Source organism: Acidovorax sp. GW821-FHT09A11, from assembly GCF_059418365.1.
In genome coordinates, this window is the sequence record NZ_JBWKPS010000004.1 from 95868 (window position 1) to 121021 (window position 25154).

At 68.3% G+C, this 25154-nt stretch carries 23 protein-coding genes; 8 read left to right on the top strand and 15 right to left on the bottom strand.

All coding sequences use genetic code 11. The features are described from left to right. Window positions 1-51 precede the first annotated feature (51 nt). A complete protein-coding gene (locus AC07PV_RS11565; protein ID WP_370627815.1) occupies window positions 52-651 on the top strand; it encodes a DUF4124 domain-containing protein in 600 nt (199 codons plus the stop codon). Between the two features lie 107 nt (window positions 652-758). Here the strand turns inward: AC07PV_RS11565 and AC07PV_RS11570 are convergent, their stop codons facing one another. From AC07PV_RS11570 to AC07PV_RS11610, 9 genes are all read right to left on the bottom strand, one after another. Continuing rightward, window positions 759-1691 carry an MBL fold metallo-hydrolase gene (locus AC07PV_RS11570; protein ID WP_369641330.1) on the bottom strand — a complete coding sequence of 311 codons (933 nt, stop codon included), beginning with the start codon at window positions 1689-1691 and terminating at the stop codon, window positions 759-761. Between the two features lie 147 nt (window positions 1692-1838). Further along, window positions 1839-2228 (bottom strand): D-ribose pyranase, encoded by a 390-nt coding sequence (rbsD, locus tag AC07PV_RS11575; RefSeq protein ID WP_494602130.1) that lies wholly within the window; start codon window positions 2226-2228, stop codon window positions 1839-1841. Further along, a complete protein-coding gene (rbsK, locus tag AC07PV_RS11580; protein WP_494602128.1) occupies window positions 2225-3175 on the bottom strand; it encodes a ribokinase in 951 nt (316 codons plus the stop codon). Before rbsK ends, rbsD begins: the two co-directional genes overlap by 4 nt. Further along, window positions 3172-4197 (bottom strand): LacI family DNA-binding transcriptional regulator, encoded by a 1026-nt coding sequence (locus tag AC07PV_RS11585; protein WP_218293149.1) that lies wholly within the window; start codon window positions 4195-4197, stop codon window positions 3172-3174. The genes rbsK and AC07PV_RS11585 overlap by 4 nt, the downstream gene beginning before the upstream one ends. Before the next feature lie 56 nt (window positions 4198-4253). Beyond that, the gene (locus tag AC07PV_RS11590) at window positions 4254-5246 is read right to left on the bottom strand and encodes an ABC transporter permease (protein WP_369641333.1); all 993 of its coding nucleotides are present in this window, start codon (window positions 5244-5246) and stop codon (window positions 4254-4256) included. Then, window positions 5243-6910: a sugar ABC transporter ATP-binding protein gene (locus tag AC07PV_RS11595; RefSeq protein WP_494602125.1), complete on the bottom strand. Its 1668-nt coding sequence runs from the start codon at window positions 6908-6910 to the stop codon at window positions 5243-5245. Before AC07PV_RS11595 ends, AC07PV_RS11590 begins: the two co-directional genes overlap by 4 nt. Window positions 6911-6948: 38 nt before the next feature. Further along, a complete protein-coding gene (locus AC07PV_RS11600) occupies window positions 6949-7902 on the bottom strand; it encodes a sugar ABC transporter substrate-binding protein (RefSeq protein ID WP_494630305.1) in 954 nt (317 codons plus the stop codon). A 443-nt stretch (window positions 7903-8345) separates the two neighbouring features. After that, window positions 8346-10031, bottom strand: coding sequence for an AMP-binding protein (locus AC07PV_RS11605; RefSeq protein ID WP_218340527.1), 1686 nt, complete (start codon window positions 10029-10031; stop codon window positions 8346-8348). 69 nt (window positions 10032-10100) lie between these two features. Next, window positions 10101-10847 (bottom strand): FFLEELY motif protein, encoded by a 747-nt coding sequence (locus AC07PV_RS11610; RefSeq protein ID WP_218293154.1) that lies wholly within the window; start codon window positions 10845-10847, stop codon window positions 10101-10103. 93 nt (window positions 10848-10940) lie between these two features. On the opposite strand from AC07PV_RS11610, the gene AC07PV_RS11615 reads away from it, so the two are divergent. Continuing rightward, window positions 10941-11837, top strand: a complete 897-nt coding sequence (locus tag AC07PV_RS11615) for an esterase/lipase family protein (protein WP_494630307.1) — start codon at window positions 10941-10943, stop codon at window positions 11835-11837. Window positions 11838-12773: 936 nt separating this feature from the next. Here the strand turns inward: AC07PV_RS11615 and phhA are convergent. The 5 genes from phhA to AC07PV_RS11640 all read right to left on the bottom strand — a co-directional run bounded on the left by phhA (window position 12774) and on the right by AC07PV_RS11640 (window position 17951). Further along, complete coding sequence (phhA, locus tag AC07PV_RS11620; protein ID WP_494630309.1) at window positions 12774-13613, bottom strand: phenylalanine 4-monooxygenase; 840 nt, start codon at window positions 13611-13613, stop codon at window positions 12774-12776. A gap of 65 nt (window positions 13614-13678) precedes the next feature. After that, window positions 13679-14647 (bottom strand): Bug family tripartite tricarboxylate transporter substrate binding protein, encoded by a 969-nt coding sequence (locus tag AC07PV_RS11625; protein ID WP_121422215.1) that lies wholly within the window; start codon window positions 14645-14647, stop codon window positions 13679-13681. A gap of 73 nt (window positions 14648-14720) precedes the next feature. Continuing rightward, complete coding sequence (gene hppD / locus AC07PV_RS11630) at window positions 14721-15833, bottom strand: 4-hydroxyphenylpyruvate dioxygenase (protein ID WP_494630310.1); 1113 nt, start codon at window positions 15831-15833, stop codon at window positions 14721-14723. Between the two features lie 180 nt (window positions 15834-16013). After that, a complete protein-coding gene (locus AC07PV_RS11635; protein WP_494630312.1) occupies window positions 16014-17009 on the bottom strand; it encodes a lipase secretion chaperone in 996 nt (331 codons plus the stop codon). A 3-nt stretch (window positions 17010-17012) separates the two neighbouring features. Beyond that, complete coding sequence (locus AC07PV_RS11640) at window positions 17013-17951, bottom strand: lipase family alpha/beta hydrolase (RefSeq protein WP_218340522.1); 939 nt, start codon at window positions 17949-17951, stop codon at window positions 17013-17015. Between the two features lie 165 nt (window positions 17952-18116). On the opposite strand from AC07PV_RS11640, the gene AC07PV_RS11645 reads away from it, so the two are divergent. From AC07PV_RS11645 to fabB, 6 genes are all read left to right on the top strand, one after another. Next, window positions 18117-18599: an Lrp/AsnC family transcriptional regulator gene (locus AC07PV_RS11645; protein WP_218293161.1), complete on the top strand. Its 483-nt coding sequence runs from the start codon at window positions 18117-18119 to the stop codon at window positions 18597-18599. A gap of 272 nt (window positions 18600-18871) precedes the next feature. Then, complete coding sequence (locus AC07PV_RS11650) at window positions 18872-19609, top strand: GNAT family N-acetyltransferase (RefSeq protein WP_218293162.1); 738 nt, start codon at window positions 18872-18874, stop codon at window positions 19607-19609. A gap of 97 nt (window positions 19610-19706) precedes the next feature. Beyond that, window positions 19707-20591, top strand: coding sequence for a CorC family transporter (locus tag AC07PV_RS11655; RefSeq protein ID WP_218293163.1), 885 nt, complete (start codon window positions 19707-19709; stop codon window positions 20589-20591). Further along, the gene (gene lnt, locus AC07PV_RS11660) at window positions 20591-22210 is read left to right on the top strand and encodes an apolipoprotein N-acyltransferase (RefSeq protein ID WP_218340521.1); all 1620 of its coding nucleotides are present in this window, start codon (window positions 20591-20593) and stop codon (window positions 22208-22210) included. The genes AC07PV_RS11655 and lnt overlap by 1 nt, the downstream gene beginning before the upstream one ends. Before the next feature lie 160 nt (window positions 22211-22370). Next, window positions 22371-22901: a 3-hydroxyacyl-[acyl-carrier-protein] dehydratase FabA gene (gene fabA / locus AC07PV_RS11665; protein WP_218293165.1), complete on the top strand. Its 531-nt coding sequence runs from the start codon at window positions 22371-22373 to the stop codon at window positions 22899-22901. Next, complete coding sequence (gene fabB / locus AC07PV_RS11670) at window positions 22898-24112, top strand: beta-ketoacyl-ACP synthase I (RefSeq protein ID WP_218293166.1); 1215 nt, start codon at window positions 22898-22900, stop codon at window positions 24110-24112. The genes fabA and fabB overlap by 4 nt, the downstream gene beginning before the upstream one ends. Before the next feature lie 53 nt (window positions 24113-24165). On the opposite strand, the gene AC07PV_RS11675 is transcribed toward fabB, so the two are convergent. Beyond that, on the bottom strand, window positions 24166-25071 hold the full coding sequence (locus AC07PV_RS11675; protein WP_218293167.1) for a LysR family transcriptional regulator: 906 nt from the start codon (window positions 25069-25071) through the stop codon (window positions 24166-24168). Window positions 25072-25154 lie beyond the last annotated feature (83 nt).

Genomic DNA, 25154 nt, shown 5'->3' on the forward strand with positions numbered 1-25154 from the left:
GGTGAAAGGCGGTGGAGCCCATTGGAATCAAAAACTACGGAGGGAAGCGAGATGAGAGATGCCAAAAAGATGGCGGCCCGTGCCGCCATGGCGGTGGCGGCGATGGCCATGGTCCTGGGCACCGGTGCCCAGGCGCAGCCGGTCTACAAATGGGTGGATGCCGAGGGCAAGACCCACTATGGCTCCCAGCCGCCGCCGTCCAAGCAGGATGCCGAGCCGCTGAAGCTGCAGGGAACCAACGGAACCGGTGGCGCCGGTGCGAGCGGCAAAGGGGGCGGCAAGCCCGGCAGCGTCCAGTACAACGCGGACGGCACCAAGAAGATTCCCAAGGACGTGCAGGAGTTTGCCGAGGGGGCCACGAAGGCCCTGGGCACGGTCGACAGCAAGCAGGTGCCGCTGAACTGCCAGGCCGCCGTGGGCAACATCCACGACCAGGCCGACTCCATGCTGGAAGTGGGGCAGAAGAATGTGCGCGATGGCTACATGGCCCAGGCCGACTTCGACAAGACGGCGCCCAAGATCCGCGAGGCGAAGGGCAAGTACAGCGTGTCGGACTGCCAGGGCGCGTCGGGCAACAAGAAGTCGTTCTACCAGTGCATGTCCAGCAGCTACAACCACGTGATGGGGTGCGACAAGCAGTACAAGCATTGAGCCTGCCGTGAGGCGCCGCGCGCCTTCCCGCAGGGGGGGCCCGCGCTGGCCGGGCGCCGCCGGGCCGCGTGCGGTGGCGCGGCCGCCTGCAGCCGCCCCCGCGCGGCTTACACGTTGTGCAGCACCTCGCCCTGGCGCAGCGCGGCGCCGGAGCGCACCAGGTCATCGGCCAGGCTGCGCAGCCATTCGGCCTGCGTCTGCTCCGCGAAGTGGCGCTCGCGCAGCATCCCGAAATAGGGCGTGGCCTCGGCCCAGGCCGTGAGGTCGGCCATGCTGATCTGCTGCCACTCCAGCAGCTTGTACTTGAGCAGCACCTTCGCGGCGTAGAGCGCGTGCTTGGCCGGGTTGCGCACGAAGCCGTCCAGGCGCCGGCGCGCGCCGTCGATGGCGCGGGGCGCATCGGCAAACACCGGCCCGTGGCCGGGGATCACCACCTGGGGCGAGAGTTTCTCGATCACGTCCAGCGTGGCGCCCACCTCGGCAAAGGCATCGTCGCCTTCCAGCTCGGGAAACACCACGCCAAAGCCGCTTTCCCAGAGCGCATCGGCCGAGATCAGCACGCGGCCCTGGGGCTCGAACAGCACCACCGAATGCGGGTCGTGCCCCGGGGCGGCATGCACCTGCCAGGGCTTGTCGCCCAGCAGCACGCAGGAGCCGGGCGTGAGCAGCGTGTCGGCCCGAAAGGGCGGGCATTCCTGGCCCGTGGGGGTGTAGCTCAGCGCATAGGCGTCCCATTGGCGCACATGGTCCGCCTGGCCGGGCGGGATGGCCGTGAGCACGCCCGGCCAGGCCTTTTGCAGCGCGGCGTTGCCGCCGCAGTGGTCGCTGTGCAGGTGGGTGTTGAGCACGCGGTCCAGCGGGCGGCCGGCCAGCGCGTCACGCACCAGGGCGACGGTCTGCTCGGCATGGCTGCAGTAGCCCGTGTCCACCAGCGCGGTGTCGTGGTGGCCGATGAAGAGAATGTTGTTGGCCGACAGCCAGCCGCGTTCGAGGACGGTGATTTCGGGGGGCAGGAGGTCGTGGGGCGCGGTGGTGGGCATGGGGGCGGGAATTCGATGGCGTCGGTGGCGGGCATGCGTGCCGCGCCGTGGGCTGCTGCCCAGCGTACCGCAGGTGGGGGCCGCCCGAAGCCCTCCAAAACCCGCAAACAGCTTCTCCGCCTCGTGGCCCCGCAGGCCCAGCCTGTATCAGAACGTCACACCCGCCACCAGGATCACGTTGGCGTATGGCGTGCACTCCCCCGTGCGCACCATCACGCGGGCCTGCTGGGTCAGGCGCTTGAAGTCGTCGTGGGGCACGGCCTGCGGCTCCACCGGGAGCTGGCACCAGCCGGGCAGATGGCCTGCGCCGCGCTCCACGGCCTCGGTGGCGATCACGGCCTTTTCCACCTGCATCTCCGACAGCACCACGCGCAGCACGTCGGCCACGGCCGGGATGCCCGGGGTGAGCGCCAGGTCGATGCGGCGGGGGCCGGGCGGGATGGGCAGGCCCACGTCGCCGATCACCATCATGTCGCCGTGGCCCAGGCTGGCGATGGCGTGGGAGAGTTCGGCATGCAGCAGGGTGGTGCGTTTCACAGGGCGATCCAGTCGGGAGGCAGGGGGCTGTGCGCCACGGCGGCGCGGGTGGGGATGGAGGGCTGGGCGCCCGGCTGCGTCACGCACAGCGCGGCGGCGCGGATGCCGTCGCGCACGCCGGCATCCAGGGGCTCGCCGCGCGCAAGCGCCACGGCCAGCGCGCCCAGGAAGGTGTCGCCCGCCGCCGTGGTGTCCACGGCCCGCACCACCCTGCCGGGGTGGTGGCGGCTGCCGGCAGCGTCGGCGGCCACGGCGCCTGCCGCGCCCAGCGTCACCACCACCTGGGCCGGGCCCTTGGCGCGCAGGGCTTGCGCGGCCTTGGCTGCTTCCACGGGCGTGGTCACGTTCTGGTCTGCCAGCGCCGTGGCTTCCAATTCGTTCACCACCAGCGTGTGCACCAGCGGCCACAGGGCTTCGGGCAGGGGCTGGATGGGCGAGGGGTTGAGCACCACAGGGCAACCAGCGGCATGCGCCATCTCGGCGGCGGCCAGCACCTGGGGCAGGGGCGTTTCAAACTGCAGCACCAGGCCGCCTGCGCCTTGCAGTGCGGTGCCCAGCGCGGCGGCATCCAGCACAAAGCGGCCATTGGCGCCCGGCACGACCACGATGCGGTTTTGCCCGCTGGCCTCCACGGTGATGGCGGCCACGCCGGTGGTGGTTTCTGTGTCGGTTTGCACGCCGCCGTGGTCGATGCCGTCGGCGTCAAGCCCCGCGCGCAGCGTGTGGCCGTAGCCATCGTCGCCCACGCGGCCAAACAAGGCCACCCGGGCGCCCTGGCGGGCGCAGGCCACGGCCTGGTTGCCGCCCTTGCCGCCGGGCACCAGGTGCAGGGCGTCGGCCAGCACGGTCTCGCCGGGGCCGGGGGCGTGTTGCACCTGCAGCACCAGGTCCATGTTCAGGCTGCCGACCACGGCGATGCGCGGCACGCGCGCGGCGGAGGCGCTCATGCGCGGGTCTCCAGGGCGGGCGGCGCGGTGGAGGCGCGCACGCGCAGCTCGGGCTGCAGCATCACCTTGCGCGCGTCCTGGCGCTTGCCGTCGATGCGTTCGAGCAGCATGTCCACCGCCAGCGCGCCGATGCGCTGCTTGGGCTGGGCCACGGTGGTCAGCGGCGGGCTGGTGAAGGCGGCCAGCTCGATGTCGTCGAAGCCCACGATGGACAGCGCCTCGGGCACGCGCAGGCCCCGTTCATGCGCGGCGCACAGCGCGCCCATGGCCATGAGGTCGTTGCAGACGAAGACGGCGGTGGGCGGCGTGTCCGCGCGCAGCAGGGCGTGCATGGCGTCGTAGCCGCCCTGGCTGGTGAAGTGGCCGTTGCACAGCATGGGCGCCTCGCCGCGGGCATCCGCAGCCGCGGACAGGGCGGCGCGCCAGCCCGCGATGCGCTGCTCGCTCGGCACCAGGCCCTCGGGGCCGCTGATGCACGCGATGCGGCGGTGCCCCAGGTCCAGCAGGTGCTGCGTGGCGAGCTGCCCGCCTTGCATGTGCGCGGTCTCGACGAGGTCGCAGGGCTGTTCGGCGATCTCGATCTCGCGGTCCACCAGCACGGTGGGGATGGACAGGCCCGCCAGCTGTGTGGGCAGGGTGGCGTCATGCCCGGTGGAGACGACGATGAGTCCGTCGATGCGCCGCTCGGCCAGCACCTGCAGGTAGGTGCCCTGGCGGTGCGCCTCGTCGTTGGTGTTGCACAGGATTAGGTTGTAGCCCGCGCCGAAGCAGCGGTCTTCCACGCTGTGCACGATCTCGGCGAAGTAGGGGTTGGAGCTGTTGGGGATCAGCATGCCCAGCGTGCGCGTGTTGTTGCTCTTGAGGCTGCGCGCGATGGCGCTGGGCACGTAGCCCAGCGCGCGGATGGCTTTTTCGACGCGCTCGCGCCCCTCGGGGCTCACGCGGCGCGTGCCGTTGACCACGTGCGACACCGTGGTGACCGACACGTCGGCGTGGCGCGCAACGTCCTTGATAGTGGCCATGGGAAGAAGAAAAAAATTGGGAGGAGAGGAAGTCGGTGGGCAAGGAGGGAGGGGTGTCAGGCGGCGGCGCGGCGCTGGCGCAGCGTGTCCACGATGACGGCCGCCACGATCACGAACCCCGTGATGATGCGCTTGCTGGGCTCGCTCGCGCCCACCTGGGCCAGGCCCGCCTCCAGCACCGCGATGATGAGCACGCCAAACGCGGTGTTCACCACCGAACCGCGCCCGCCCATGAGGCTGGTGCCGCCAATCACCACGGCGGCGATCACCTGCAGTTCCATGCCGGTGCCGGCGTTGGGGTCGGCGGCTTCGAGCCGGGCCGACTGCATCAGCCCCGCCAGCCCCGCGAGCAGGCCGGTCATGGCAAACACGATGATGCGGATGGGGCGCGGGTCCACGCCCGCCAGGCGCATGGCTTCCTCGTTGGTGCCGATGCCCACCACGCAGCGGCCGAACACGGTGCGCGACAGTACCAGCTGCGCCACCACCACCAGCAGCACCGCCAGCAGAAAGGCGAACGAGATGCCGCCGAAAAACGGCGCCGACAGCCACGAGATCGCATCGCCGACGTACTGCGTGCGCGAGTCGGTGACCACGTACGCGCTGCCGCGCACGGCTTCGAGCATGCCCAGCGACACGATGAACGAGGGCAGCCGCCAGGCCACCGAGATGGCGCCCGTGATGGTGCCGCACACCAGGCCGGTGGCCAGCGCCAGGGCTGCGGCGGCGGGCACCGTCCAGCCCCATTGCAGGATGGCGGCGGCCGAGGTGGCGGCGGCCAGCGCCATCACCGAGCCCACCGACAGGTCGATGCCCGCGATGATGAGCACGAAGGTCATGCCCACCGCCATCACGGCCAGGGCCGGGATCTCGTTGGCGATGGTGATGAAGGTCTCGGCGCTCCAGAAGTAGTCGGACAGCGACGAGAACAGCGCCACCATGCCCGCCAGCACGGCCAGCAGGCCCAGGTAGGTGCCCAGCTGGCTGCGCCAGACGGAGGAGGCGGAAGGTGCCGCCGCGGGGGCGGCAGAGTGTGCGGGGGCGTTCATGCGGTGACAGGAGAAGGGGTGGAAGGGGTGGTGCCGGTACGGCCGCCGGGCTCGGAAAACGCGGCCGCCAGCAGCGATTGCTCGGACCACTCGCCGCGCTCGAACACGGCCACCAGGCGGCCCGCGCTCATCACGCCGATGCGGTCGGCCATGGCCATGAGTTCGCGCAGGTCGGACGACACCATGAGCAGCGCGCGGCCTTCCGAGGCCATGCGATCGAGTTCGCCATACAGCTCGGCGCGCGCGCCCACGTCCACGCCGCGCGTGGGTTCGTCGAGGAGCAGCACGCGGCCCTGGCGGTGCAGCCAGCGGGCGAACACCACCTTTTGCTGGTTGCCGCCCGACAGCTGCCCCACGGGTTGCTCGGGGCTGCGGCAGCGGATGCCCAGCGTGCGCACAAAGCCCTGCACCAGCCGGCTTTCGAGCCCGCGCAGCAGCCAGCCGCCGCGCGAGACGGCCGACAGGTCGGACAGCGTGGCGTTGATGCGGATGGGCTGCGCCAGCAGCAGGCCCTGCGATTTGCGGTCTTCGGTGACCAGGCCCACGCCGGCGGCGATGGCCTGCAGGGGGGATGCGAAGCCACGCGCAATGGTGCGTGGTGTGGCGAGGGGCGCCTTGGCCGCCTGGTTTGCTATGTTTTGTGTAGCTGCTTGCGCTTGTTCATCAAGCACTGGGGGCTGTTTTTGCTCAAATTCCGGGTGCAGCGTGATGCTGCCCCGGTCTGCCCGGTCGGCGCCAAACAGCAACCGGACCAGCTCGGTGCGGCCGGAGCCGACCAGCCCGGCAATGCCCAAGATCTCGCCCGCGCGCAGTTCCAGGCTCACGTCCTGCACGGCGGTGCCCCGGCCCAGGCCCCGGGCGCCCATCACCACCGGGCCGGCGGGGCGGCGCGGGCGGTGGTCCAGGTCGCTCACCACGCGGCCCACCATGCGCTGCACCAAGTCGTCCTCGCTCATCCCGGCCATGGGGCGCGCGTCCACCAGGCGGCCGTCGCGCAGCACGGCCACGCGGTCGGCGATGCGCCGCAGCTCTTCGAGCCGGTGCGACACGTAGATGATGGCCACGCCGCGCGCGGTGAGGTGCGCGATCTGCTCGAACAGGTAGTTGGTCTCGCGCGGCGTGAGCATGGCCGTGGGCTCGTCGAGCACCAGGATGCGCGTGTCGTCCTGCAGGTTGCGCGCGATCTCCACCATCTGCTGCTGGCCGATGCCCAGCTGCGACACCGGCGTGGCGGGGTCGATGCCGCGCAGGCCAATCTTGTCCAGCTGCGCGCGCGCGGCCGTGTGCAGCGCATCGCGCCGCAGCCAGCCCAGGCGGTGCGGCAGGCGGCCCATCAGCAGATTCTCGGCCACTGTGAGCGTGGGCACCAGGCCCAGCTCCTGCATCACCATGCGCACGCCCTGGCGTTCGGCGTCGCGGCGGGAGCCGGGGGTGTAGGTCTGCCCCGCCAGGCGCATGCCGCCCCGCGTGGGCGACTCCAGCCCGCAGATGATCTTGGAGAGCGTGCTCTTGCCCGCGCCGTTCTCGCCCGTCAGCGCCAGCACCTCGCCCGCGTTCAGCGCCAGCGTCACGCCGTCCAGCACCGTGGCCGTGTAGTCCTTGCCCACGGCGTCGATCGTGAGCAGGGGAGTGGCCAGGGCGGGGGCGGCGGTCGTGCGGGGCATGGCGGGCGAAGCGGGTGCGGCTGGGGTCGGGGTGCGTCTTACTTGCTGCCCTTGGTCACGAGCACCACGTCGGTCTTCACCAGGGCGGGCAGCTGCGCCTGGGGTGTCTTGGCGGCCAGGGCCTTCTGCGCCAGCTCGATGCCGAACACGGCCTGCTTGGCGGCGTACTGGTCGGCGGTGGCCAGCACGCGGCCGTCGGCCAGCATGGGCTTGATGGCGCCGATGTTGTCGTAGCCCACCACCTGCACCTTGCCGGTCTTGCCGGCGGCCTTCACGGCGGCCACGGCGCCCAGGGCCATGCTGTCGTTGCCGGCCAGCAGCGCCACCAGGTCGGGGTGCTCGCGCATCATGCCGGCGGCCACGGTGTTGCCCTTTTCAATTTCCCAGTTGCCGGACTGCACGCCCACCACGGTGATGTTGGCGGCCTTCATCGCGTCCTGGTAGCCCAGCGTGCGCTGCTGCGCATTGAAGGTGGTGGACACGCCTTCGATGATGCCCACCTTGTCGCCGGCCTTCAGTGTCTTGGCCAGGTGGTCGCCCACCAGCTTGGCGCCCGCGCGGTTGTCGGGGCCCACGAAGGGCACGGTGATGTTCTTTTCCTTCAGCGCGTCGGCATCGAGCTGGTTGTCGATGTTGACCACCAGGATGCCCTTGTCGATGGCGGATTTGACCACGGGCACCAGCGCCTTGGAGTCGGCCGGGGCCAGCACGATGGCGCTGACCTTCTGCGCCACGGCCTGCTCGATCATCTTGATCTGCGCGGCGGTGTCGGTCTCGTTCTTGATGCCGTTGGCCACCAGCGTGTATTCGCTGGCGTGCGCCTTCTGGTGCGCCTTGGCGCCGTCTTCCATGGTGCGGAAGAACTCGTTGGCCAGCGACTTCATGACCAGGGCGATCTTGGGCTTGTCCTGCGCGAGCGCAGGGCTGGCCAGCAGGCTGCCCACAACGGCAAGGGCGGCGGCGGTCTGAACGGAACGGCGGGTGAACTGCATGGTGTCTCCTGTTGGAATGGGGCTTCAAGCGCCAGCGGCGCCCACAAAAAACGCTTCGGGCGACCCGCCAAAGCGATGCCGCGGCGCGAATCATATCTAAAGCAAACGTTTGCGCAAACGTTTGCTGGTTGGTGAAAACCCTGAAATAGCACGCAATGGCCTGCCGGGGGAGAAAGCCGGGAACGGCTCTGCCGTCGTGCCGCCCTGCGCGGAGCCCGGCCCTGGCTTCGCGGGGCTTGGAGGGGGTGGATGGGAGGAGGGGCCCCGCAGAGAAGAGCAAGGGCCGGGCCGTGGCGCCAGGGCGTGGAAACCTGCGCGCTGCCTTGCCAGAAACACCGCGCAAGGCCCGCCCCGCCGCGCCGGTGTTGTGCCCCCTTTCCCTGGCGCGAAGCGCGTGAGGAGAAGGGGGAAAGGAAGGAGAAGAGGAAAGGGGGCGGAGCCGCTCAGGCGGCGGTTCTCAATTCCCGCCGCAGGATCTTGCCCACGTTGCTCTTGGGCAGCTCGTCGCGGAACTCGATGTACTTGGGCCGCTTGTAGCCGGTGAGGTTCTCCTGGCAGTAGCGGGCCACGTCTTCCTCGCTGAGCGTGGGGTCGTTCTTGATGATGAACACCTTGATCGCCTCGCCCTGCTTTTCGTCGGGGATGCCGATGGCCGCGCATTCCACCACGCCGGGGCACAGGCTGATGACCTGCTCCAGTTCGTTGGGGAACACGTTGAAGCCGCTCACCAGGATCATGTCCTTCTTGCGGTCGATGATGCGCGTGTAGCCCTCGCTGTCCATGATGCCGATGTCGCCCGTGCGCATGAATCCATCGGGCGTGAAGGCCTTGGCGTTCTCCTCGGGCTGGTTGTAGTAGCCCGTCATCACGTTCGGGCCGCGGATGCAGATCTCGCCCGGGTCGCCCTGGGGCACGCTGTGGCCGGCGTCGTCCTTGATGGCGATGTCGATGCCCGGCAGCGGCAGGCCGATGGTGCCGCTGAAGGTGGTGTTGTTCACCGGGTTGTTGGTGCCGATGGCGCAGGTCTCGCTCATGCCCCAGCCTTCGATCATGGTGCTGCCCGTGACCTTTTGCCACTGCTTGGCCGTGCCTTCGCTGGCGGCCATGCCGCCGGCCTGCGACACGCACAGGTGCGAGAAGTCGAGCGTGCGGAACTGCGGGTTCTGCAGCAGCGCGTTGAACAAGGTGTTCACGGCGGGCAGCATGTGGAAGGGGCGCTTCTTGAGCTCGGCCACGAACTTGGGAATGTCGCGCGGGTTGGGGATCAGCGTGAGGCTGGAGCCCTGGCGGATGGCCAGCAGGCACAGCGTGAGCGCGAAGATGTGGTACAGCGGCAGCGCGGCGATGGAGTTGGCCTTGCTGATGTCGCCCACCTTCGACAGCGCGGGCGTGAACCAGGCCTCGGCCTGCAGCGTGGCGGCCACGATGTTGCGGTGGGTGAGCACCGCGCCCTTGGACAGGCCCGTGGTGCCGCCCGTGTACTGCAGGAAGGCGATGGAGTCGAGCGTGGCCTGGCTCGGGGCCAGGGACTTGTGCTCGCCCAGCGACAGCGCCTTCTTGAAGGTGACGAGCTTGCGGCCGCCGGTCAGGGGCAGCTCGTAGGCCGGCACCATCTTGGCCAGGTGGCGCACCGCGAAGGTGATCCAGGCGCCGAACGCGGCGCCCAGCAGGTCGCCCATCGAGGTCATCACCACGTGCTGGATGGCGGTGCGGTCCACCACCTCAGCCAGCGTGTGCGCGAAGTTCTCCAGGATCACGATGGCCGTGGCGCCCGAGTCCTTGAGCTGGTGCTCCAGCTCGCGCGCCGTGTACAGCGGGTTCACGTTCACGCAGGTGTAGCCCGCGCGCAGCACGGCCGCCATGGTCACGCCGAACTGCGGGATGTTGGGCAGCATGATGGCCACGCGCGCGCCGGGGGCCAGGCCCAGGCTCTGCAGGTAGGCGCCCAGCGCGGCCGAGCGGCGCTCCAGTTCGCCATAGGTCATCCACCGGTCCATGCAGACCGAGAAGGGGCTCTTTGCGTGCTTGCGGAAGGATTCCTCCAGCAGGTGGGCCACGGAGCGGTATTGCTCGGGCTGCACATCGTGCGGTACGCCCGGGGGGTAGCTCTTGAGCCAGATCTTTTCCATGCGCTTGTTTCCTTGTGCTCGCCAGTGAAAGGGTGGGCACAGATTGTGGAAGCGCGGGCGTGCAGTCAGCTACCGGGCTTGTCCTAGGGTGCGCGCCAGTTGGGTCTCGCAGGTGACAGGATCGGCATCGAACAGCTGCGCCATCAGCGCGCCTTCGCGCTCCTGGATGGTGGCCAGGAACTGCTCGACCCCGCCGCGCTGGCGCGCGAGCTGGCCAAAGGTGTCGAAGCCCGCCTCCAGGAACCGCTGCAGCGCGCCCATGCCGGCCGCCTGGGCGGGCGCGCGCATCATGCGCAGCATCATGCGCAGGCCGGGGGTGCGGGTCAGGCGGGCGAGGTCGGTGCCCATGGCCAGCACGCGCTGCAGTTGCTGCTGGCGCGCATGGCGCTGCCCCACGGCGCGCCAGGCGGCGGTGTAGCGGGCGGCGTCCGGCATGCCGCCCCCGCCGGAGGCGTCGAGCCAGGCGCGGCCCATCTCCTGGTCGAGCCCCTCGGTCTGCGCATGCAGCACGGCCAGCGCCACGGCGGTGGCCACCACGGGCTGGGGGAACATGGTCTGCAGCGTGCCCGCGATGCGGCCGAACTGCAGGTCGCGCTCGGTGTAGTCGGTGTCGCTGTACAGCTCCTCGAGGAAGAACCGGGCCGCGGGGCCGAACGAGGGCGAGCCCATGAGGTCGGCATAGGTGCCCCTGAAGCGCCGTGCCTGCAGGGTCTTGACCTGGCCCACCGCCGCGCCCAGTGCGGCATCGCCGGTGCGGTGCAGGCGCAGGGCCGTGACGTCGGCGATGCAGTCGCGGATGGTCTGGGCGGCATCCATGGGGCGGGGTCCTTTCTACGTGCGGGGGGCGCCAGGGCAGGGCCCAGACCGCACAATGCGGCTGGTCAATTACAACATCTGCCCATCACCACCATGATCGCGCGCTGGCAACGAATCCTGCTCCTGTTCATCCTGCTGACCATGGCCGCCTGGCTGGTGTGGCAGTGGCCGCATTCGCCCTTGCGTGCCGTGCTGGGGGCGTTGCTGCCCCTGGGGATATACCTCGCGGTGATGGCGGTGGAGTTTGTGCTGATGCACCTCACCAACCGCCAGGACGCCGCGCCCCGTGCGCGCCTCTCCCAGGTGCTGGCCGCCTGGTGGGCCGAGGTGTGGGTGGCATTGATGGTCTTTGGCTGGCGCCAGCCGTTTCGCCACCAGTCATTGCCCGACTGGCTGCCTGCGCAGCCGACCGGAAAGCGCGGCGTGGTGCTGGTGCACGGCTTCATGTGCAACCGGGGCCTGTGGTTGCCGTGGTTCGCGCCATTGCAAGCCCGGGGCCATGCCCATGTGGCGGTGAACCTGGAGCCGGTGATGGGCTCGATTGACGAGTACGCCGACATCATCGAAGAGGCCGTGCGCAAGGTGACGGCGGCCACGGGCCAGGCGCCGGTGTTGCTGTGCCACAGCATGGGCGGGCTGGCGGTGCGGGCCTGGCTGCGCGCGCACCAGGCGGACGGGCGGGTGCACCGGGTGCTGACGCTGGGCACGCCGCACGGCGGCACGTGGCTCGGGCGCTTCAGCCGGGCGGTGAATGGGCGGCAGATGAGCCTGGCGGGGGACTGGGTGGTGGCGCTGCAGCGGGCCGAGCCGGCGGGGCGGGCGGCGTTGTTCACGTGCTGGTATTCGAACTGCGACAACATCGTGTTCCCGGCGAGCACCGCGGCGTTGCCAGGGGCGGACAACCGGTTGGTGGAGGGCGTCGCGCATGTGCAGATGGCGTTTGACCCTGGGGTGATGGAGGCTTGTCTGGAGGAGATAGGTCGAGGGTGATTCTGTGAGTTTTTTTGACTGCTGGCGCTTTTCTATAAAGCGTTGGTAGCTATCAATTTTGTAGTTTTTGTTAGGTGTGCTGATTTGGCCGTATGCCTTTGCTGAGGGCGGGAGCCGGGTTGTCGCCCCGGCAGGTGAGTAACTTTCTTTTGCTTCGCCAAAAGAAAGTCACCAAAGAAAAGGCGACCCCCAGTCTGCGACCCCTGCGCTTTGCTCCGGGGCAAACCTGCGTCGTGTCGGTTGCGGGGTGCGCCGTGGAACTCGCTTTGCGCTGCGCGCGCCGCTCAGACAGCCACGGCGAGTCAGAGCACGAAGCATGGGCGCTGCGACGCCCATGCCACCCCGCAACCGCCCCGCCGCAGGCGCAGCCAGCAGGGGGTGGACAGCAGAACATCCAAACAACCGAACAGCCGGACATCCATTCGGGCCATCGCTGCGCTCGGCCCAGTTTGCGCAGCGCGTGGCGCTTGCGCCCGCGAGAGGGGGCCCAGCGAAGCAATGGCCCGTGTGGATGTCCGTTTTTGGGTTCCCTTCTGCGCGTGCCGAGAAGCGCAGGGCAGGGGGTGCGTGCGTGTGCCGAAGGACACACGCACTTCGTGTACTGACTTGCCGCAGTTGTTTGAACGGAGCGCGTAGCGCGCAGTGAGTTCTGCGGCGCACCCCCTGTCCGAGCATCGCAGGTTGCCCGTAGCGTAGCGAAGGGACGCGCGCAGTAGGGTCGCCCTTTCTTTGGTGACTTTCTTTCGGCGACGCGAAAGAAAGTTACTCGCATGCCGGGCGACTCCCGGCCTCCGCCCTCAACCCAGGCACAGAGACCGATACATCCACAACCTCCGACAGCCTCGGCCAAGTATTGCTGGGTGCAAAAGGGGTGCTATCAAAGACGTAGCTGTCAATGCATGATTCACTAGCGCTAGCAGCCAATATCACCAAAAATCAAGCCGCCACAGCCTCCCGCTCATCCGCCGCAAACTCCGGCAACCCCCGCAGCCGCTCATAGATCGGCGCAAAGTCCGCCGCCGTCATCTCGAACAGCTGCTCGAAACTGTCGATCACGAAATACGTCTGCTGGTACGTATCGATCTTGTAGCGCGTGCGCATGGTGCGCTCCAGTTGCAGCGCAATGCGCTGTGGCTCCGGGCTCTGCACGGAATACGCCAGTTCGCCCGAAGAACTCAGAATCCCCGCGCCGTACGCCCGCAACTGCCCCGCCTCGCGGATCAACCCGAACTCGATCGTGTACCAGTACAGGCGGCTCAGCATCTCGCACGACCCCAGCCCCTGCGCCTTCAGCCCGCCCTGGCCATAGCGCTGCACATAGTCCGCGAACACCGGGTTGAACAGCAGCGGCACGTGGCCGAACAGGTCATGAAAAATGTCTGGCTCGACGATGTACTCGAACTCCTCGGGCTTGCGGATCCAGTCCGTCACCGGGAACTTGCGGTTGGCCAGCAAGGTGAAAAACGGCACCTCGGGGATCAGCCCGGGCACGCCCACCAGCTCCCAGCCTGTGGCCTTGTAGAGGCGCTCGTTCACCTCTTCGAAGCGCGGAATGCGGTCGCTGGCGCCCAGTGAGGGCAGGGCGTCGATGAACGCCTGGCTCGCCAGGCCGGGCAGCAGGGCGCGCTGGCGCTCGTACAGGCGGCGGTAGGTGTCGTGGTCGGCGTCGGTGTAGCTCGCGTAGTCCTGCGGGCAGGTGTAGTCCGCGTTGGCACGCGAGTAGTCGCCACGCGGTGGGCGGGTGGATTGGCCATAGACGACAGGGGCTTGTCCCATTTTTTTCTCCTTTGCCGCCATGGTCGGCGCACCGCGACGGGGGTGCGCACCAGCCCACGCGGCTGCTAATCGATCTTGATCTTTGCGGCCCGGATCAGAAACTCGTACTTGCTGTTTTCCGAGCGCACAAACTGCGCAAACCCGTCGAGCGTCAGCTCTTCGGGCGTGATGCCCATCTTCTTGAACTTCTCCTTGCCCGCAGGCGAATGCATCGCGGCAGAGAACGCGTTGGCGTAGCGGCGCGCGTCCGCATCGGGCAGCGAGGCGGGCGCGAACAGGCCGAACCAGGTCGACACGTTGAAGCCCTGCACGCTGTCGTTGATGCTGGGCACGTTCGGCAGCGCCTCATTGCGGCTCAACGTGGTTACACCCAGCGCCAGCAGCTTGCCCGACTGGATCTGCGGCAACGCCGAGGCCAGGTTGTCAAACACCATCAGCACCTGGCCGGATTCCAGCGCGGCCAGCGCGGGCTTGGAGCCCTGGAAGGGCGTGTGGCCCATCTTGGTGTTGGTGAGCGACTTGAACATCTCGGCCGAGATGTGGCCGATGCTGCCGTTGCCGCCCGATCCGTACTTGGCCTGGTCCGGGTTCTTCTTGAGGTACTGCACCAGCTCCGGCGTGGTCTTGATCCCCAGCTTGGTGGCCTGCGCCGCGCTGACCACCAGCACGTTGGGCGTGCGGGCTACCAGCGCGATGGGCTTGAAGTCCTTGAGCGCGTTGTAAGGGAAGTTCTTGTACAGCCAGGGATTGACGGCGTGGGTGGCCACGGCGCCCATCAGCACCTGGTTGCTGGTCTTGGGTGATTTGGCGACCTGGTCCGCACCGGTACTACCACCCGCCCCCGGTTTGTTCTCCACGGTAATGGAGCCAAGCTGGGCTGCAGCACCCTCGGCCACGATGCGGGCCGAGGTGTCCAGCGGACCACCAGCGGGGTAGGGAACCACGATGGTGAGCGGGGCAGAGGGGCTTTGGGCCATGGCAAAGGTGGCCACACAGGTCAGGCCAACACTGAACAGGGTGCTACGGAGCGACATCGGGATCCTTATGAGTTCCGGGGAGCGCGCAGTATAGGCACCTGTTCAGGGTTAACCCTGGATGTCTGATGTCTTAGGTGTTCAGCACGCCACGGCGGATCTGGTCGCGCTCCAGCGATTCGAACAGCGCCTTGAAGTTGCCTTCGCCAAAACCGTCGCGGTAGTCGCCTTCGCGCTGGATGAATTCGAAGAACACCGGGCCCAGCATGGGGGTGGAGAAAATCTGCAGCAGCAGGCGGGGCGTGCCGTCGGCCGTGGTGCCGTCCAGCAAGATGCCGCGCGACTGCAGTTCGGGCACAGGCTGGCCGTGGCCGGGCAGGCGGGTGTCCAGCATTTCGTAATAGACCTCGTTGGGCGCGGTGGCCAGCTGCACGCCGGCCATGCCCAGCTTGTCCACCACGTCCAGCAGGTTGTCGCAGATCAGAGCGATGTGCTGGATGCCTTCGCCATTGAACTGCATCAGGAATTCTTCGATCTGGCCACCACCCTGCTTCGATTCTTCGTTCAGCGGGATGCGGATCTTGCCGTCGGGCGCCGTCATGGCCTTGCTGGTCAGGCCGGTGTATTCGCCCTGGATGTCGAAGTAGCGGATCTCACGGAAGTTGAACAGCTTCTCGTAGAAATTGGCCCAGAAGCCCATGCGGCCGCGGTACACGTTGTGCGTAAGGTGGTCGATGAGGTTCAGGCCATGGCCCACGGGGCGGCGGTCCACACCCTCGATGAACTCGAAGTCGATGTCGTAGATGGACTTGCCGTCTTCAAACCGGTCGATCAAATACAGCGGCGCACCTCCAATGCCCTTGATGGCGGGCAGGCGCAGTTCCATGGGGCCGGTGGGGATCTCGATGGGCTGGGCACCCAGTTCCAGAGCGCGGTTGTAGGCCTTGTGGGCGTCCTTCACGCGGAAGGCGAGGCCGCAGGCCGACGGGCCGTGTTCGGCGCCGAAGTAGGCGGCCTGACTGTGGGGCTCGCGGTTCAGGATGAAGTTGATGCCGTTCTGGCGGTACAGCACCACATCCTTGGAGCGGTGCTTGGCGACCAGGGTGAAACCCAGCTTTTCGAACACGGCCTCCAGCACGCCGGGCTGGGGTGAGGTGAATTCGACGAACTCGAACCCCATCAGGCCCATGGGGTTGTCCCAGGCTTCCAGCTGGGTGGCGGTTGTTGGGGGCAAGGCGGCGTTCATGGGGTGTCTCCGGCATTCGTTGAGGAATGCCATGGACTGTAGGCGTGCCCTGCCTCATGTTTCTGGCGAAATCAAGAGGCTTTGGCCTTTGATTTGCAGGAATGTTGCGAATGGTCAAAAAATGGCGCAGGACAGGCGCGCCACCCGGGCGCACCGTCGAATGGCACCGGCGCCCTGCGCTCAGGAGCCCGGCGTGGCCGGCGGGAGCTTTCGCAGCGCCAGGGCGGCATCGAGGCGCTGCTGCTCCTGCGGTGAGAACAGCTGCTGGCGCAATGATTCCAGTGCCCTGCCGTCGCCCGGCTGGGCACGGGCCTGGCTGTACTGGTCCAGGCGCTGCTGCCAGCTTTGCTCCTCCCGGTCCAGCTGGGCCATGGCGTGGGCCGCGGCCTCGCCGTACTGCGCGCTGCGCGCGGCGTGGCGGGTGCGTTCGTCGGTGTTTTGTGCGTTGAACGCGGCGGTCTGGGCCGCCGCGCTCAGGTGTTCGGTGGCCGCTGCGCGCTCCGCGCGGCGCGCCTGGGGCAATTCGTTCTCTGCATCGCGCAAGGCCTGGGTGCGCTGTTCGGCGGTGAGCCGGGGGTTGCGCTCGATCTCCAGGCGCGCCAGCGTGTAGCGGTCCAGGTCCGCCTCGCGGGCGAACAGGGCGTCGTGCTCGGGGCCGTCAAAGAACTGCTGGCGCACCTTGTGGCGCGCCTCCAGCGCTTCGCGCAGCGCGCCGGGGTCGGTCGGGTTCGGGGGCGTGCGCAGCTGGCCCAGCGCCACGCGGTAGTCCACGTAGCGCTCGGCCAGTGCCAGCGCCCGGGTGGCCAGTGCCGCCGGGAAGTGCTTGCCCATCAGGCCCGCCAGGCGCTGCTTGAGCGTGGCGGGGTCCGCCGCGCCGCCGTCCTGCGCTTCCATCAGCAGCGCCTCCAGCGTATCGCGCAGGCCGTGCACCAGCAGGGGGTCTTCGTGGCGGTCCGGGCCGGCGGCGCGGCGGGCGGCGAAGAAGCTGCTCTCCATCGGCCGTGCCGAGCCCGACGGGTTCTGGCGCGCGCTGCCGGCCTGCGGGCCGGCGGCGCCGGCGCCTGGATGCGGGTCCTCCGCGCCCTGCAGGCCGTGCGGGGCCGTCCACCAGACCACGGCGGCCGTGGCGGCGGCCAGGGCCACTGCGGCGGCGAAGGCGCGGGACCTTTTTTCCACGGCTTACAGGCCCTGCGTCTTGAGGCGGTTGGCGTGCTGGCGGTACAGCGTCACCGGGTCGGTGGAGAACCAGTCGCGCAGGCCCAGCAGCTGGTTCACTTCGTCCAGGTGGTTCTGCCGGTGGTCGCCCAGGTGTTTGCCCAGGCGCGACGAGCAGGCGGAGACCAGGCCGTCGTTGGCCTCGCCAAAGACCAGGCTGAGCACGCTCAGCAGGCCATCGCTGGCATCGAGCACGTTGGTCAGGGGCTGCGTGCCCGTCCAGGAGTAGTAGCGCACGCCGTTGGCCAGCTCCGCACCGCTGCCGCAGCCGCTGGGCAGGGCCTGCGGAAAGCGGCGGTTGAAGTCCGCGAGCCCGGCGGTGGTCAGCGAATCGAGCGCGGCGGTCGGCATCTGGGGCAGGGCCGAACCCCCGGACGTGAGGTTGATCAGGCTGACCAGCGCCCTGGCCGCGCCGCTGGCCACGGCCTCCGACACCGAACCGGCGGGGGCCACGCCCCGCAGGATGTCCGCCACGCGCGATCCCTTGTTGACCCCGCCCACCGAGGTGACCGACGCCACCAGCTGCGGCGCGACGCCCGCCACATAGCGCGTGGTGGGTCCGCCATGGGAGTGGCCCACGAGGTTGACCTTGGCCGCTCCGGTGATCGCCAGGATGGTCTTGACCTGCGCCAGCAGCTGCTCGCCCCGGACCTCGGTGCTGTTCGCGGCGGACACCTGCGCCACGTAGACCTTCGCGCCGCCCTGGCGCAAGGCGTCGGGAATGCCATAGAAGTAGTCGATGCCCAGGGCCGAGTCGAAGCCGAAAAGGCCGTGCACCAGCACGATGGGGTAGCGCGTCTGGGTGTAGCCGCTCTGGGCCTGGGCGCTGGCCCCCAGGAGCAAGAGCCCGGCGCTGGCCGCCAGCGCGAGGCGCCGCAGAAAGCGGCTGAGGAATCCGGTCATGTGGTTGTCTCCGTTGGATATGGTTTTTGTGCCTGCAAAAAACGAACGACCGTGCGTTTTTGCGGGATTCATTCTTCTGGTCCCGGCGTGGTGTCACTATCGGGACATACCCCAGCATGCAATCGGGCAAGCGAAAAATGCGCGGATTCCATAAAATCCTGCGCTATGCAAGCCTCAAGCGCACTCGACAAGCTGGACAGGGCCATATTGCGCCGTCTGCAAGAAAATGGCCGGGAGACGTATGACGTCATCGGTGAGCAGGTGGGCCTGTCGCCCAGCGCGGTGCTGCGCCGCGTCAAGCGCCTGGAGGAAAGCGGGGTGATCGACCGCTACGTGGCGCTGGTGCCCCCCGAGGCCGTGGGCCTGGGGCTGACCGCCTACCTCAATGTGCGGCTGGAAAAGCACACCGAAAGCCACAAGCGCAACCCCATGGACCTGTTCCGCGCCAGCGTGCAGACGTGGCCCGAAGTGGTGGAATGCGCATCGCTCACGGGCGAGATGGACTACCTGCTGCGCGTGGTGGTGGCGGACATGGCGCACTACAGCCGCTTCATCATGGACACCCTGCTCAAGCACCCCAGCGTGCAGGACTGCAAGACCAGTTTCGTGCTCGACCGGGTCAAGGCCACCACCGCCGTGCCGGTGTGATGGCCTCGCGCCCCGGGCCGCTTGCCGCGCGATGGCCGCCGCTATACCCTTGCGGGCGGCCGGCACCCGGCGCTGCGGGGCCGGGATGGGTCGCGCAGAAGACATCCGTGGGCCCTGGTGCAAGGCAATTGCTATGGATTTGGTAGCTTCTCGCGCCCATGGACAAAGCTCCGAGAGCTATTTTCTGCCTTGATTTGAGGCATCTCACTACTTTGCTGCAATGCAGCAATTTGTACTGGAAATAATGAGGGAAAACCCTTATATTTACAGCTATGTTCGCAACGAAAGACTGGCTCAAGGCATCCTGGCACGCAGGCAGGGACATGCTGCGCCCGGTGACGGGCGGCCCGTCTCCCCATGACACGCACGCAAAGCAGGAGGTGCCCATGATGGTTCCCATCCGCGCCCTGGGCCCGTCCTACCGCGAGCGGATCACCCAGCATCTGCTGAAGCTCGAACCGGCGGACCGCTATCTGCGCTTCGGCTACGCGGCCAATGACGAGCAGATCCGCCGGTATGCCGAGCACCTCGATTTCAACCGCGACGAGATCTTCGGCATCTACAACCGCCGCCTGGAACTCATCGCGATGGCCCACCTGGCGTTCTCGGAGCATCCCGAGCACAAGCACTGCGCCGAGTTTGGCGTTTCCGTGCTCAAGCAGGCGCGGGGCCGTGGTTTCGGCGCACGCCTGTTCGAGCGCGCGGTGATGCATGCGCGCAATGAAGGCGTGAACATGGTCTTCATCCATGCGCTGTCCGAGAACACCGCGATGCTCAAGATTGCCCGCAAGGCGGGCGCCACCGTGCGCCGCGACGGCTCGGAGTCCGAGGCCTACCTCCAGATCCAGCCCGCCAGCCTGGACACGCGCATGGCCGAGATCGTGGAGCAGCAGTTTGCCGAGGTGGACTACCAGATCAAGAAGCAGGCCAAGCAGTTCTGGGATTTCCTGGCGGGCGTGCAGGAAGTGCGCAGCGGCGTGCAGCACGCGCGCCACCAGTCCGCCGAGTGACCGGCGGCGGGCCCGGGCCGCAAGGCGCGGGCGCCATGGCGCGCTGTCACAACAATCCGCTATCCTAGGGGCCTGATTCACTACCCGCACGTCCTCAGTGTCTGACCCGCACCCTGCGCACCCCGGGCGCTTGCCCGAGAGGGAAGACAAGCGCACCTTCCTGCAGAAAGTGGCCGAGTTCATCCATCCGGGGCCGGACTCCACGGAAGAGCTCATCGAAACCCTGGCCGAGGCCGAGGACAACGAGGTCATCGGGGCCGAATCGCGCGTGATGCTCGAGCGCGTCATCCGCATGGCCGACATGACGGCGGGCGACGTGATGGTGGCCGCGCCGCGCATGGACCTCGTCAACATCGACGCGCCGTTCGACGAGCTGCTGCACCTTGTCATCAACACCGCGCATTCGCGGTTTCCGGTGTACCAGGGCGAGCGCGAGAACATCATCGGCATCCTCATGGCCAAGGACCTGCTCAAGCTGCAGCGGGCACCCGAGCTGAACATCCGCGCGCTGCTGCGCCCCGCCGTCTTCGTGCCCGAAAGCAAGGGCCTGAACGACCTGCTGCGCGAATTCCGCGGCAACCGCAACCACCTGGCGATCGTGATCGACGAGTTCGGCCGCGTGGCCGGGCTCATCACCATCGAGGACGTGCTCGAGCAGATCGTGGGCGAGATCGAGGACGAGTTCGACATTCCCGAGGACGACGGCGACATCTTCGGGCTGGCCGACCGCACCTACCGCGTGAGCGGCGACACCTCGGTCGAACGGGTTTCCGAGGCGTTCGACGTGCTGGTCCAGGGCAGCGACCCCGACGAAACCTTCGACACCATCGGTGGCCTGATCGCCCACGAAATGGGCCATGTGCCCAAGCGTGGCGAGCACCTGCAGCTGGGCGGGCTGCACTTCGTCGTGCTGCACACCAAGGGCGGCGCCGTGCGCTGGTTCAAGGTGTCGCGGGTCGAAGACGCCAGCGCCGGCGGCTGATGGCCCGCGCGCGCACGACGCCGGGGCTGCCGCTGGCCCTGCAGGCGCTGCTGGCCGTGGCTGCCGGCGTTGCGCAGGCCGCCTCGCTGGCCTGGCCGTGGAGCGGCGAGCCCCTGTGGTGGCTGCAGATCGCCTCCATGGCGGTGCTGGCCTGGCTGGTGCGCCCGCAGGCCACCGCGTCCGTGGCCTGGCGGCGCGGTGCCGCCATCGGCGGCCTGTTCGCCACGGCCTGGCTCGCGGGCACGTTCTGGTGGCTTTTCATCTCCATGCACACCTACGGCGGGCTGGCCGCGCCGCTGGCGGTGGCGGCGGTGCTGGGCCTCGCGGCGTTCCTGGGCAGCTACTACGCGGTGATGCTGGGGCTTTTTTGCCGCCTGGCGCTTGCCAACAGGGCGCTGACAGCTATTGTTTTCGGAGCGTTCTGGCTGCTGGCCGAGCTGGCGCGCGGCACGCTGTGGACGGGTTTCCCGTGGGGCGCGGGCGGCTACGCCCACGTTGACGGGCCGCTGGCGGTGCTGGCGCGCATCCTGGGCGTGTACGGCATCGGGGCGGTGGCTGCGATGCTGGCGATGCTGGCCGTGCAATGGCGCCCGGGGGACCTGCGCCACTGGCGCCTGTGGGGGCTGGCCGGCGTTCTCGCGGCGGGCCTGGCGGGCGCCACGCTGGAGCGCCATTGCGCGGTGAACCTGTGCCACACGCCGTCGGCCCGCGCGGCGCCGCCGATGACCCTGGAACTGCTGCAGGGGAACATCCCGCAGGACGAGAAGTTCCAGCAGGGCAGCGGCGTGCCGATGGCGCTCAAGTGGTATGCCGATGCGCTGCGCGACGCCAGGGCCGACCTGGTGGTGGCGCCCGAAACCGCCATCCCGCTGCTGCCCCAGCAGCTCATGCCGGGCTACCTGGAAGGCATCCAGCAGCGCTACGCGCAGGGCTCCCAGGCGGCGCTGCTGGGCATTCCGCTGGGCAGCGAAACGCTGGGCTACACCAATTCGGTGCTGGGCATGGGCCCCGGCCGCCAGAAGACGCCGTACCGCTACGACAAGCACCACCTGGTGCCGTTCGGGGAATTCATCCCGCCGTTCTTCAGATGGTTCACGGCCATGATGGACATCCCGCTGGGCGATTTCAACCGCGGAACCGTGGGCCAGGCCCCGTTTGCCTGGGCAGGCCAGCGCATCGCCCCCAACATCTGCTACGAAGACCTTTTTGGCGAGGAACTGGGCGCGCGGTTCGCCAACCCGGCGCAGGCGCCGACGGTGTTCGTCAATTTCAGCAACATCGGCTGGTTCGGCGACACCGTGGCCATCGACCAGCACCTGCACATCAGCCGCATGCGTTCGCTGGAATTCGAGCGCCCCATGGTGCGCGCGACCAACACGGGCGCCACCGCCATCATCGACCACCGGGGCGTGGTCACCCACCAGCTGGCGCGGCACACGCGGGGCGTGCTCAAGGGCGAGGTGTGGGGCCGGGGGATGGATGCTGCCAGTGGCTGGCACATCACCCCGTACGCGTGGTGGGTGTCGCGCTGGGGGCTGGTGCCCCTGTGGATCTTCGGGGGGCTGGCCCTGGTTTTTGCCCTGGTGGCGAGGCGGTGGCAGACGGTGCGCGGGAATTGATCCAGGTCATGTGCTGCCGGGGTGTCCCGGTGCCTTGCCGGGCCAAAACCGGGATGTGTCTTTCTCTGCCTTGATAATGGAGCCCCACAAGCGGGGGCTTGTGTTTGCATACAACGATGATTTGAAGCGGGCCCACCGCTGTTCTGGAGCACGACTGAAGATGGCTGATTCCTTTTCCTACGAACAACTGATCGCCTCGGGCGAGGGCCGGCTGTTCGGCGCTGACAGCGGGCGCCTGCCGCTGCCGCCCATGCTGATGTTTGACCGCATCACGCACATCGACAGCGATGGTGGCGCGCACGGGCTGGGAAAGATCCGCGCCGAACTTGACGTGCGCCCGGACCTCTGGTTCTTTGCCTGCCACTTCCAGGGCGACCCGGTCATGCCCGGCTGCCTGGGGCTGGACGCCATGTGGCAGCTCATCGGCTTTTACCTGACCTGGCTGCAATTGCCTGGCCGCGGCCGGGCGCTGGGCGCGGGCGAGGTCAAGTTCACCGGCGAAGTGGGCCCGGACGTGAAGCTCGTCACCTACGAAATCGACATCAAGCGCGTCATCAAACGCAAGCTGGTCATGGCCATTGGCGATGCCCGGCTGCTGGCCGATGGCAAGGAAATCTACGTGGCCAACGACCTGCGTGTGGGCTTGTTCAAACGCGAGGAAGATGGCGCCGCACAAGGAGCCGCAGCATGAAACGCGTGGTGATCACGGGCGCGGGCATTGTCTCGTGCATCGGCAACGACATGGGCACCGTCACGCAGTCGCTGCGGGAGAGCCGCTCGGGCATCCGTGCCATGCCACAGTTCACCGAGCTGGGCATGCGCAGCCAGGTGGCGGGCGTGCCGCAGATCAACCTCGAAGAGCTGATCGACCGCAAGCAGCTGCGCTTCATGGGCGATGCGGCAGCCTATGCGCACATCTCGCTGGCCAACGCGATCGCCGAATCGGGCCTCACGCCCGAACAGGTGTCGCACCCGCGCACCGGCCTCATCATGGGCTCGGGCGGCGGCTCGCCCGCCAACCAGATCGAGGCGGCGGACATCCTGCGCAGCAAGGGCATCCGCCGCGTGGGGCCCTACCAGGTCACGCGCTGCATGAGCTCCACCGTGTCCGCTTGCCTGTCGACCAACTTCGGCATCAAGGGCATCAACTACTCCATCACCTCGGCCTGCAGCACCTCGGCCCACTGCATCGGCGCGGCCGCCCAGCAGATCGCCTGGGGCATGCAGGACGTGATGTTCGCCGGCGGCGGCGAGGAGGTCACCTGGGGCATGGGCCTGCTGTTCGACGCCATGGGCGCCATGTCCAGCGCCTACAACGCCACGCCCGAGAAGGCCTCGCGCGCCTATGACGCCAACCGCGACGGCTTCGTGCTGTCGGGCGGCGGCGGCGCCGTGGTGCTGGAGAGCCTGGAGCATGCGCAGGCGCGCGGCGCCACCATCCTGGGCGAGGTCATCGGGTTCGGCGCCACGTCCGACGGCGCCGACATGGTGGCCCCTTCGGGCGACGGCGCGATCGCCTGCATGCGCCAGGCCATCTCCACCGTGAGCGAACCCATCGACTACATCAACACCCACGGCACCTCCACGCCCGTGGGCGACGTGCCCGAGCTGCGCGCCATCCGCGAGGTGTTCGGCGACGCGATTCCGCCGTTCTCGTCCACCAAGTCGCTCACCGGCCACTCGCTGGGCGCCACGGGCGTGCAGGAGGCGATCTACTGCCTGTTGATGCTGCGCCAGGGCTTCATCGCGGGCTCGGCCCACATCGAGACGCTGGAGCCCGCCGCCGAGGGCATGCCCCTGGTGCGCGAGACGCGCGATGCGCCCATCCGCACGGCACTGTCCAACAGCTTCGGCTTTGGCGGAACCAACGCCAGCCTGGTCCTGCGCCGCTGGGATAACTGAGCCGCGAGGTTTTCAGCGCAACCCGCCATCCTGCGAGGGATGGGCGGGTTTTTTCATACCGCCTTTGCCGAAAGGGCTCGGTGCAGCAGCCCCGGCAGCATGGCCAGCATGCGCGTGGCGGGCAGGCCCTGGGGCAGGGCGCGGGCGTGGTAGCTGTACAGCGACATGGGCGGCAGCTCGTGCAGCTCCAGCGCCACCATGGTCCCGGGGTCGAGCTGGGTGGCGGTGAGAAAGTCGATCACCGTCCAGCCCATGCCCCGGCGCACCAGGTCCAGCGCCAGGCGCGAGGTCTGCACCTGCAGGCCCGGCCCCGCGGGCGTGCCCAGGCGCTGTGCGAGGTCGTCGATGGACTGGCGCATGGGGTCGTCCCCCACCAGGCGGATCACCGGCACCTGCGCCAGCCGGGCGCTGGGCGCCACGGCGCGCGGCGCGCGCGTCCACACGGACTGCGCCACCGCCAGGTACATGCGCCCGCTGACCAGCAGATCGCTGCGGATCTGCGGGTGCGGGTGCTTGTAGAAGCCCAGGCAGAAATCCACGCTGCGAGTGAGCAGGGCCTGCGTCATCTGGTCCTGGTGGATGGTGCGCACTTCCACGCCCACCTGCGGGTAGCGCAGCGCATGCTCCTGCAGCACCAGGGGCAGGAACTCGTGCGTGATCGAGGGGATGGCCGCCAGGCGCACGTCGCCCGTGTCGCTGGTGCCCAGGTTGCGCGCCGTGCGGCGCAGGGCGTCGAGCTGGCGGTGGATGCCCGTGGACTCGGTGGCCAGCACCTGCGCCTCGGGCGTGGGCGTGAGGCCGGCCGGCGTGCGCACGAACAGCCGGTAGCCCAGCTGCAGCTCGGTGTGCGCCACGGCCTTGCTCACGGCCGAGGGCGTGATGCACAGCAGCCGTGCCGCGGCGCTCATGTTGCCGGTTTGCAGAACGGCCTGGAACACCTCGAGTTGCCGCAGGTTCATGGCCAGGGTCCGGTAGCAGGGGTATGAGTGAAATTCACAAGAAGAGGCTGATTATTCCCTAACGATGTGTGTGACTCTCTCAT

Coding starts and splice junctions, on each gene's coding strand:
- hppD (WP_494630310.1), bottom strand. CDS start 15,833: ATGAACGCCGCCTTGCCCCCAACAACCGCCACCCAGCTGGAAGCCTGG.
- AC07PV_RS11590 (WP_369641333.1), bottom strand. CDS start 5,246: ATGAACGCCCCCGCACACTCTGCCGCCCCCGCGGCGGCACCTTCCGCC.
- AC07PV_RS11650 (WP_218293162.1), top strand. CDS start 18,872: ATGTTCGCAACGAAAGACTGGCTCAAGGCATCCTGGCACGCAGGCAGG.
- AC07PV_RS11585 (WP_218293149.1), bottom strand. CDS start 4,197: ATGGCCACTATCAAGGACGTTGCGCGCCACGCCGACGTGTCGGTCACC.
- AC07PV_RS11675 (WP_218293167.1), bottom strand. CDS start 25,071: ATGAACCTGCGGCAACTCGAGGTGTTCCAGGCCGTTCTGCAAACCGGC.
- AC07PV_RS11595 (WP_494602125.1), bottom strand. CDS start 6,910: ATGCCCCGCACGACCGCCGCCCCCGCCCTGGCCACTCCCCTGCTCACG.
- lnt (WP_218340521.1), top strand. CDS start 20,591: ATGGCCCGCGCGCGCACGACGCCGGGGCTGCCGCTGGCCCTGCAGGCG.
- AC07PV_RS11640 (WP_218340522.1), bottom strand. CDS start 17,951: ATGACCGGATTCCTCAGCCGCTTTCTGCGGCGCCTCGCGCTGGCGGCC.
- AC07PV_RS11610 (WP_218293154.1), bottom strand. CDS start 10,847: ATGGATGCCGCCCAGACCATCCGCGACTGCATCGCCGACGTCACGGCC.
- AC07PV_RS11645 (WP_218293161.1), top strand. CDS start 18,117: ATGCAAGCCTCAAGCGCACTCGACAAGCTGGACAGGGCCATATTGCGC.
- AC07PV_RS11565 (WP_370627815.1), top strand. CDS start 52: ATGAGAGATGCCAAAAAGATGGCGGCCCGTGCCGCCATGGCGGTGGCG.
- AC07PV_RS11605 (WP_218340527.1), bottom strand. CDS start 10,031: ATGGAAAAGATCTGGCTCAAGAGCTACCCCCCGGGCGTACCGCACGAT.
- AC07PV_RS11570 (WP_369641330.1), bottom strand. CDS start 1,691: ATGCCCACCACCGCGCCCCACGACCTCCTGCCCCCCGAAATCACCGTC.
- fabB (WP_218293166.1), top strand. CDS start 22,898: ATGAAACGCGTGGTGATCACGGGCGCGGGCATTGTCTCGTGCATCGGC.
- fabA (WP_218293165.1), top strand. CDS start 22,371: ATGGCTGATTCCTTTTCCTACGAACAACTGATCGCCTCGGGCGAGGGC.
- rbsK (WP_494602128.1), bottom strand. CDS start 3,175: ATGAGCGCCTCCGCCGCGCGCGTGCCGCGCATCGCCGTGGTCGGCAGC.
- AC07PV_RS11615 (WP_494630307.1), top strand. CDS start 10,941: ATGATCGCGCGCTGGCAACGAATCCTGCTCCTGTTCATCCTGCTGACC.
- AC07PV_RS11625 (WP_121422215.1), bottom strand. CDS start 14,647: ATGTCGCTCCGTAGCACCCTGTTCAGTGTTGGCCTGACCTGTGTGGCC.
- phhA (WP_494630309.1), bottom strand. CDS start 13,613: ATGGGACAAGCCCCTGTCGTCTATGGCCAATCCACCCGCCCACCGCGT.
- AC07PV_RS11600 (WP_494630305.1), bottom strand. CDS start 7,902: ATGCAGTTCACCCGCCGTTCCGTTCAGACCGCCGCCGCCCTTGCCGTT.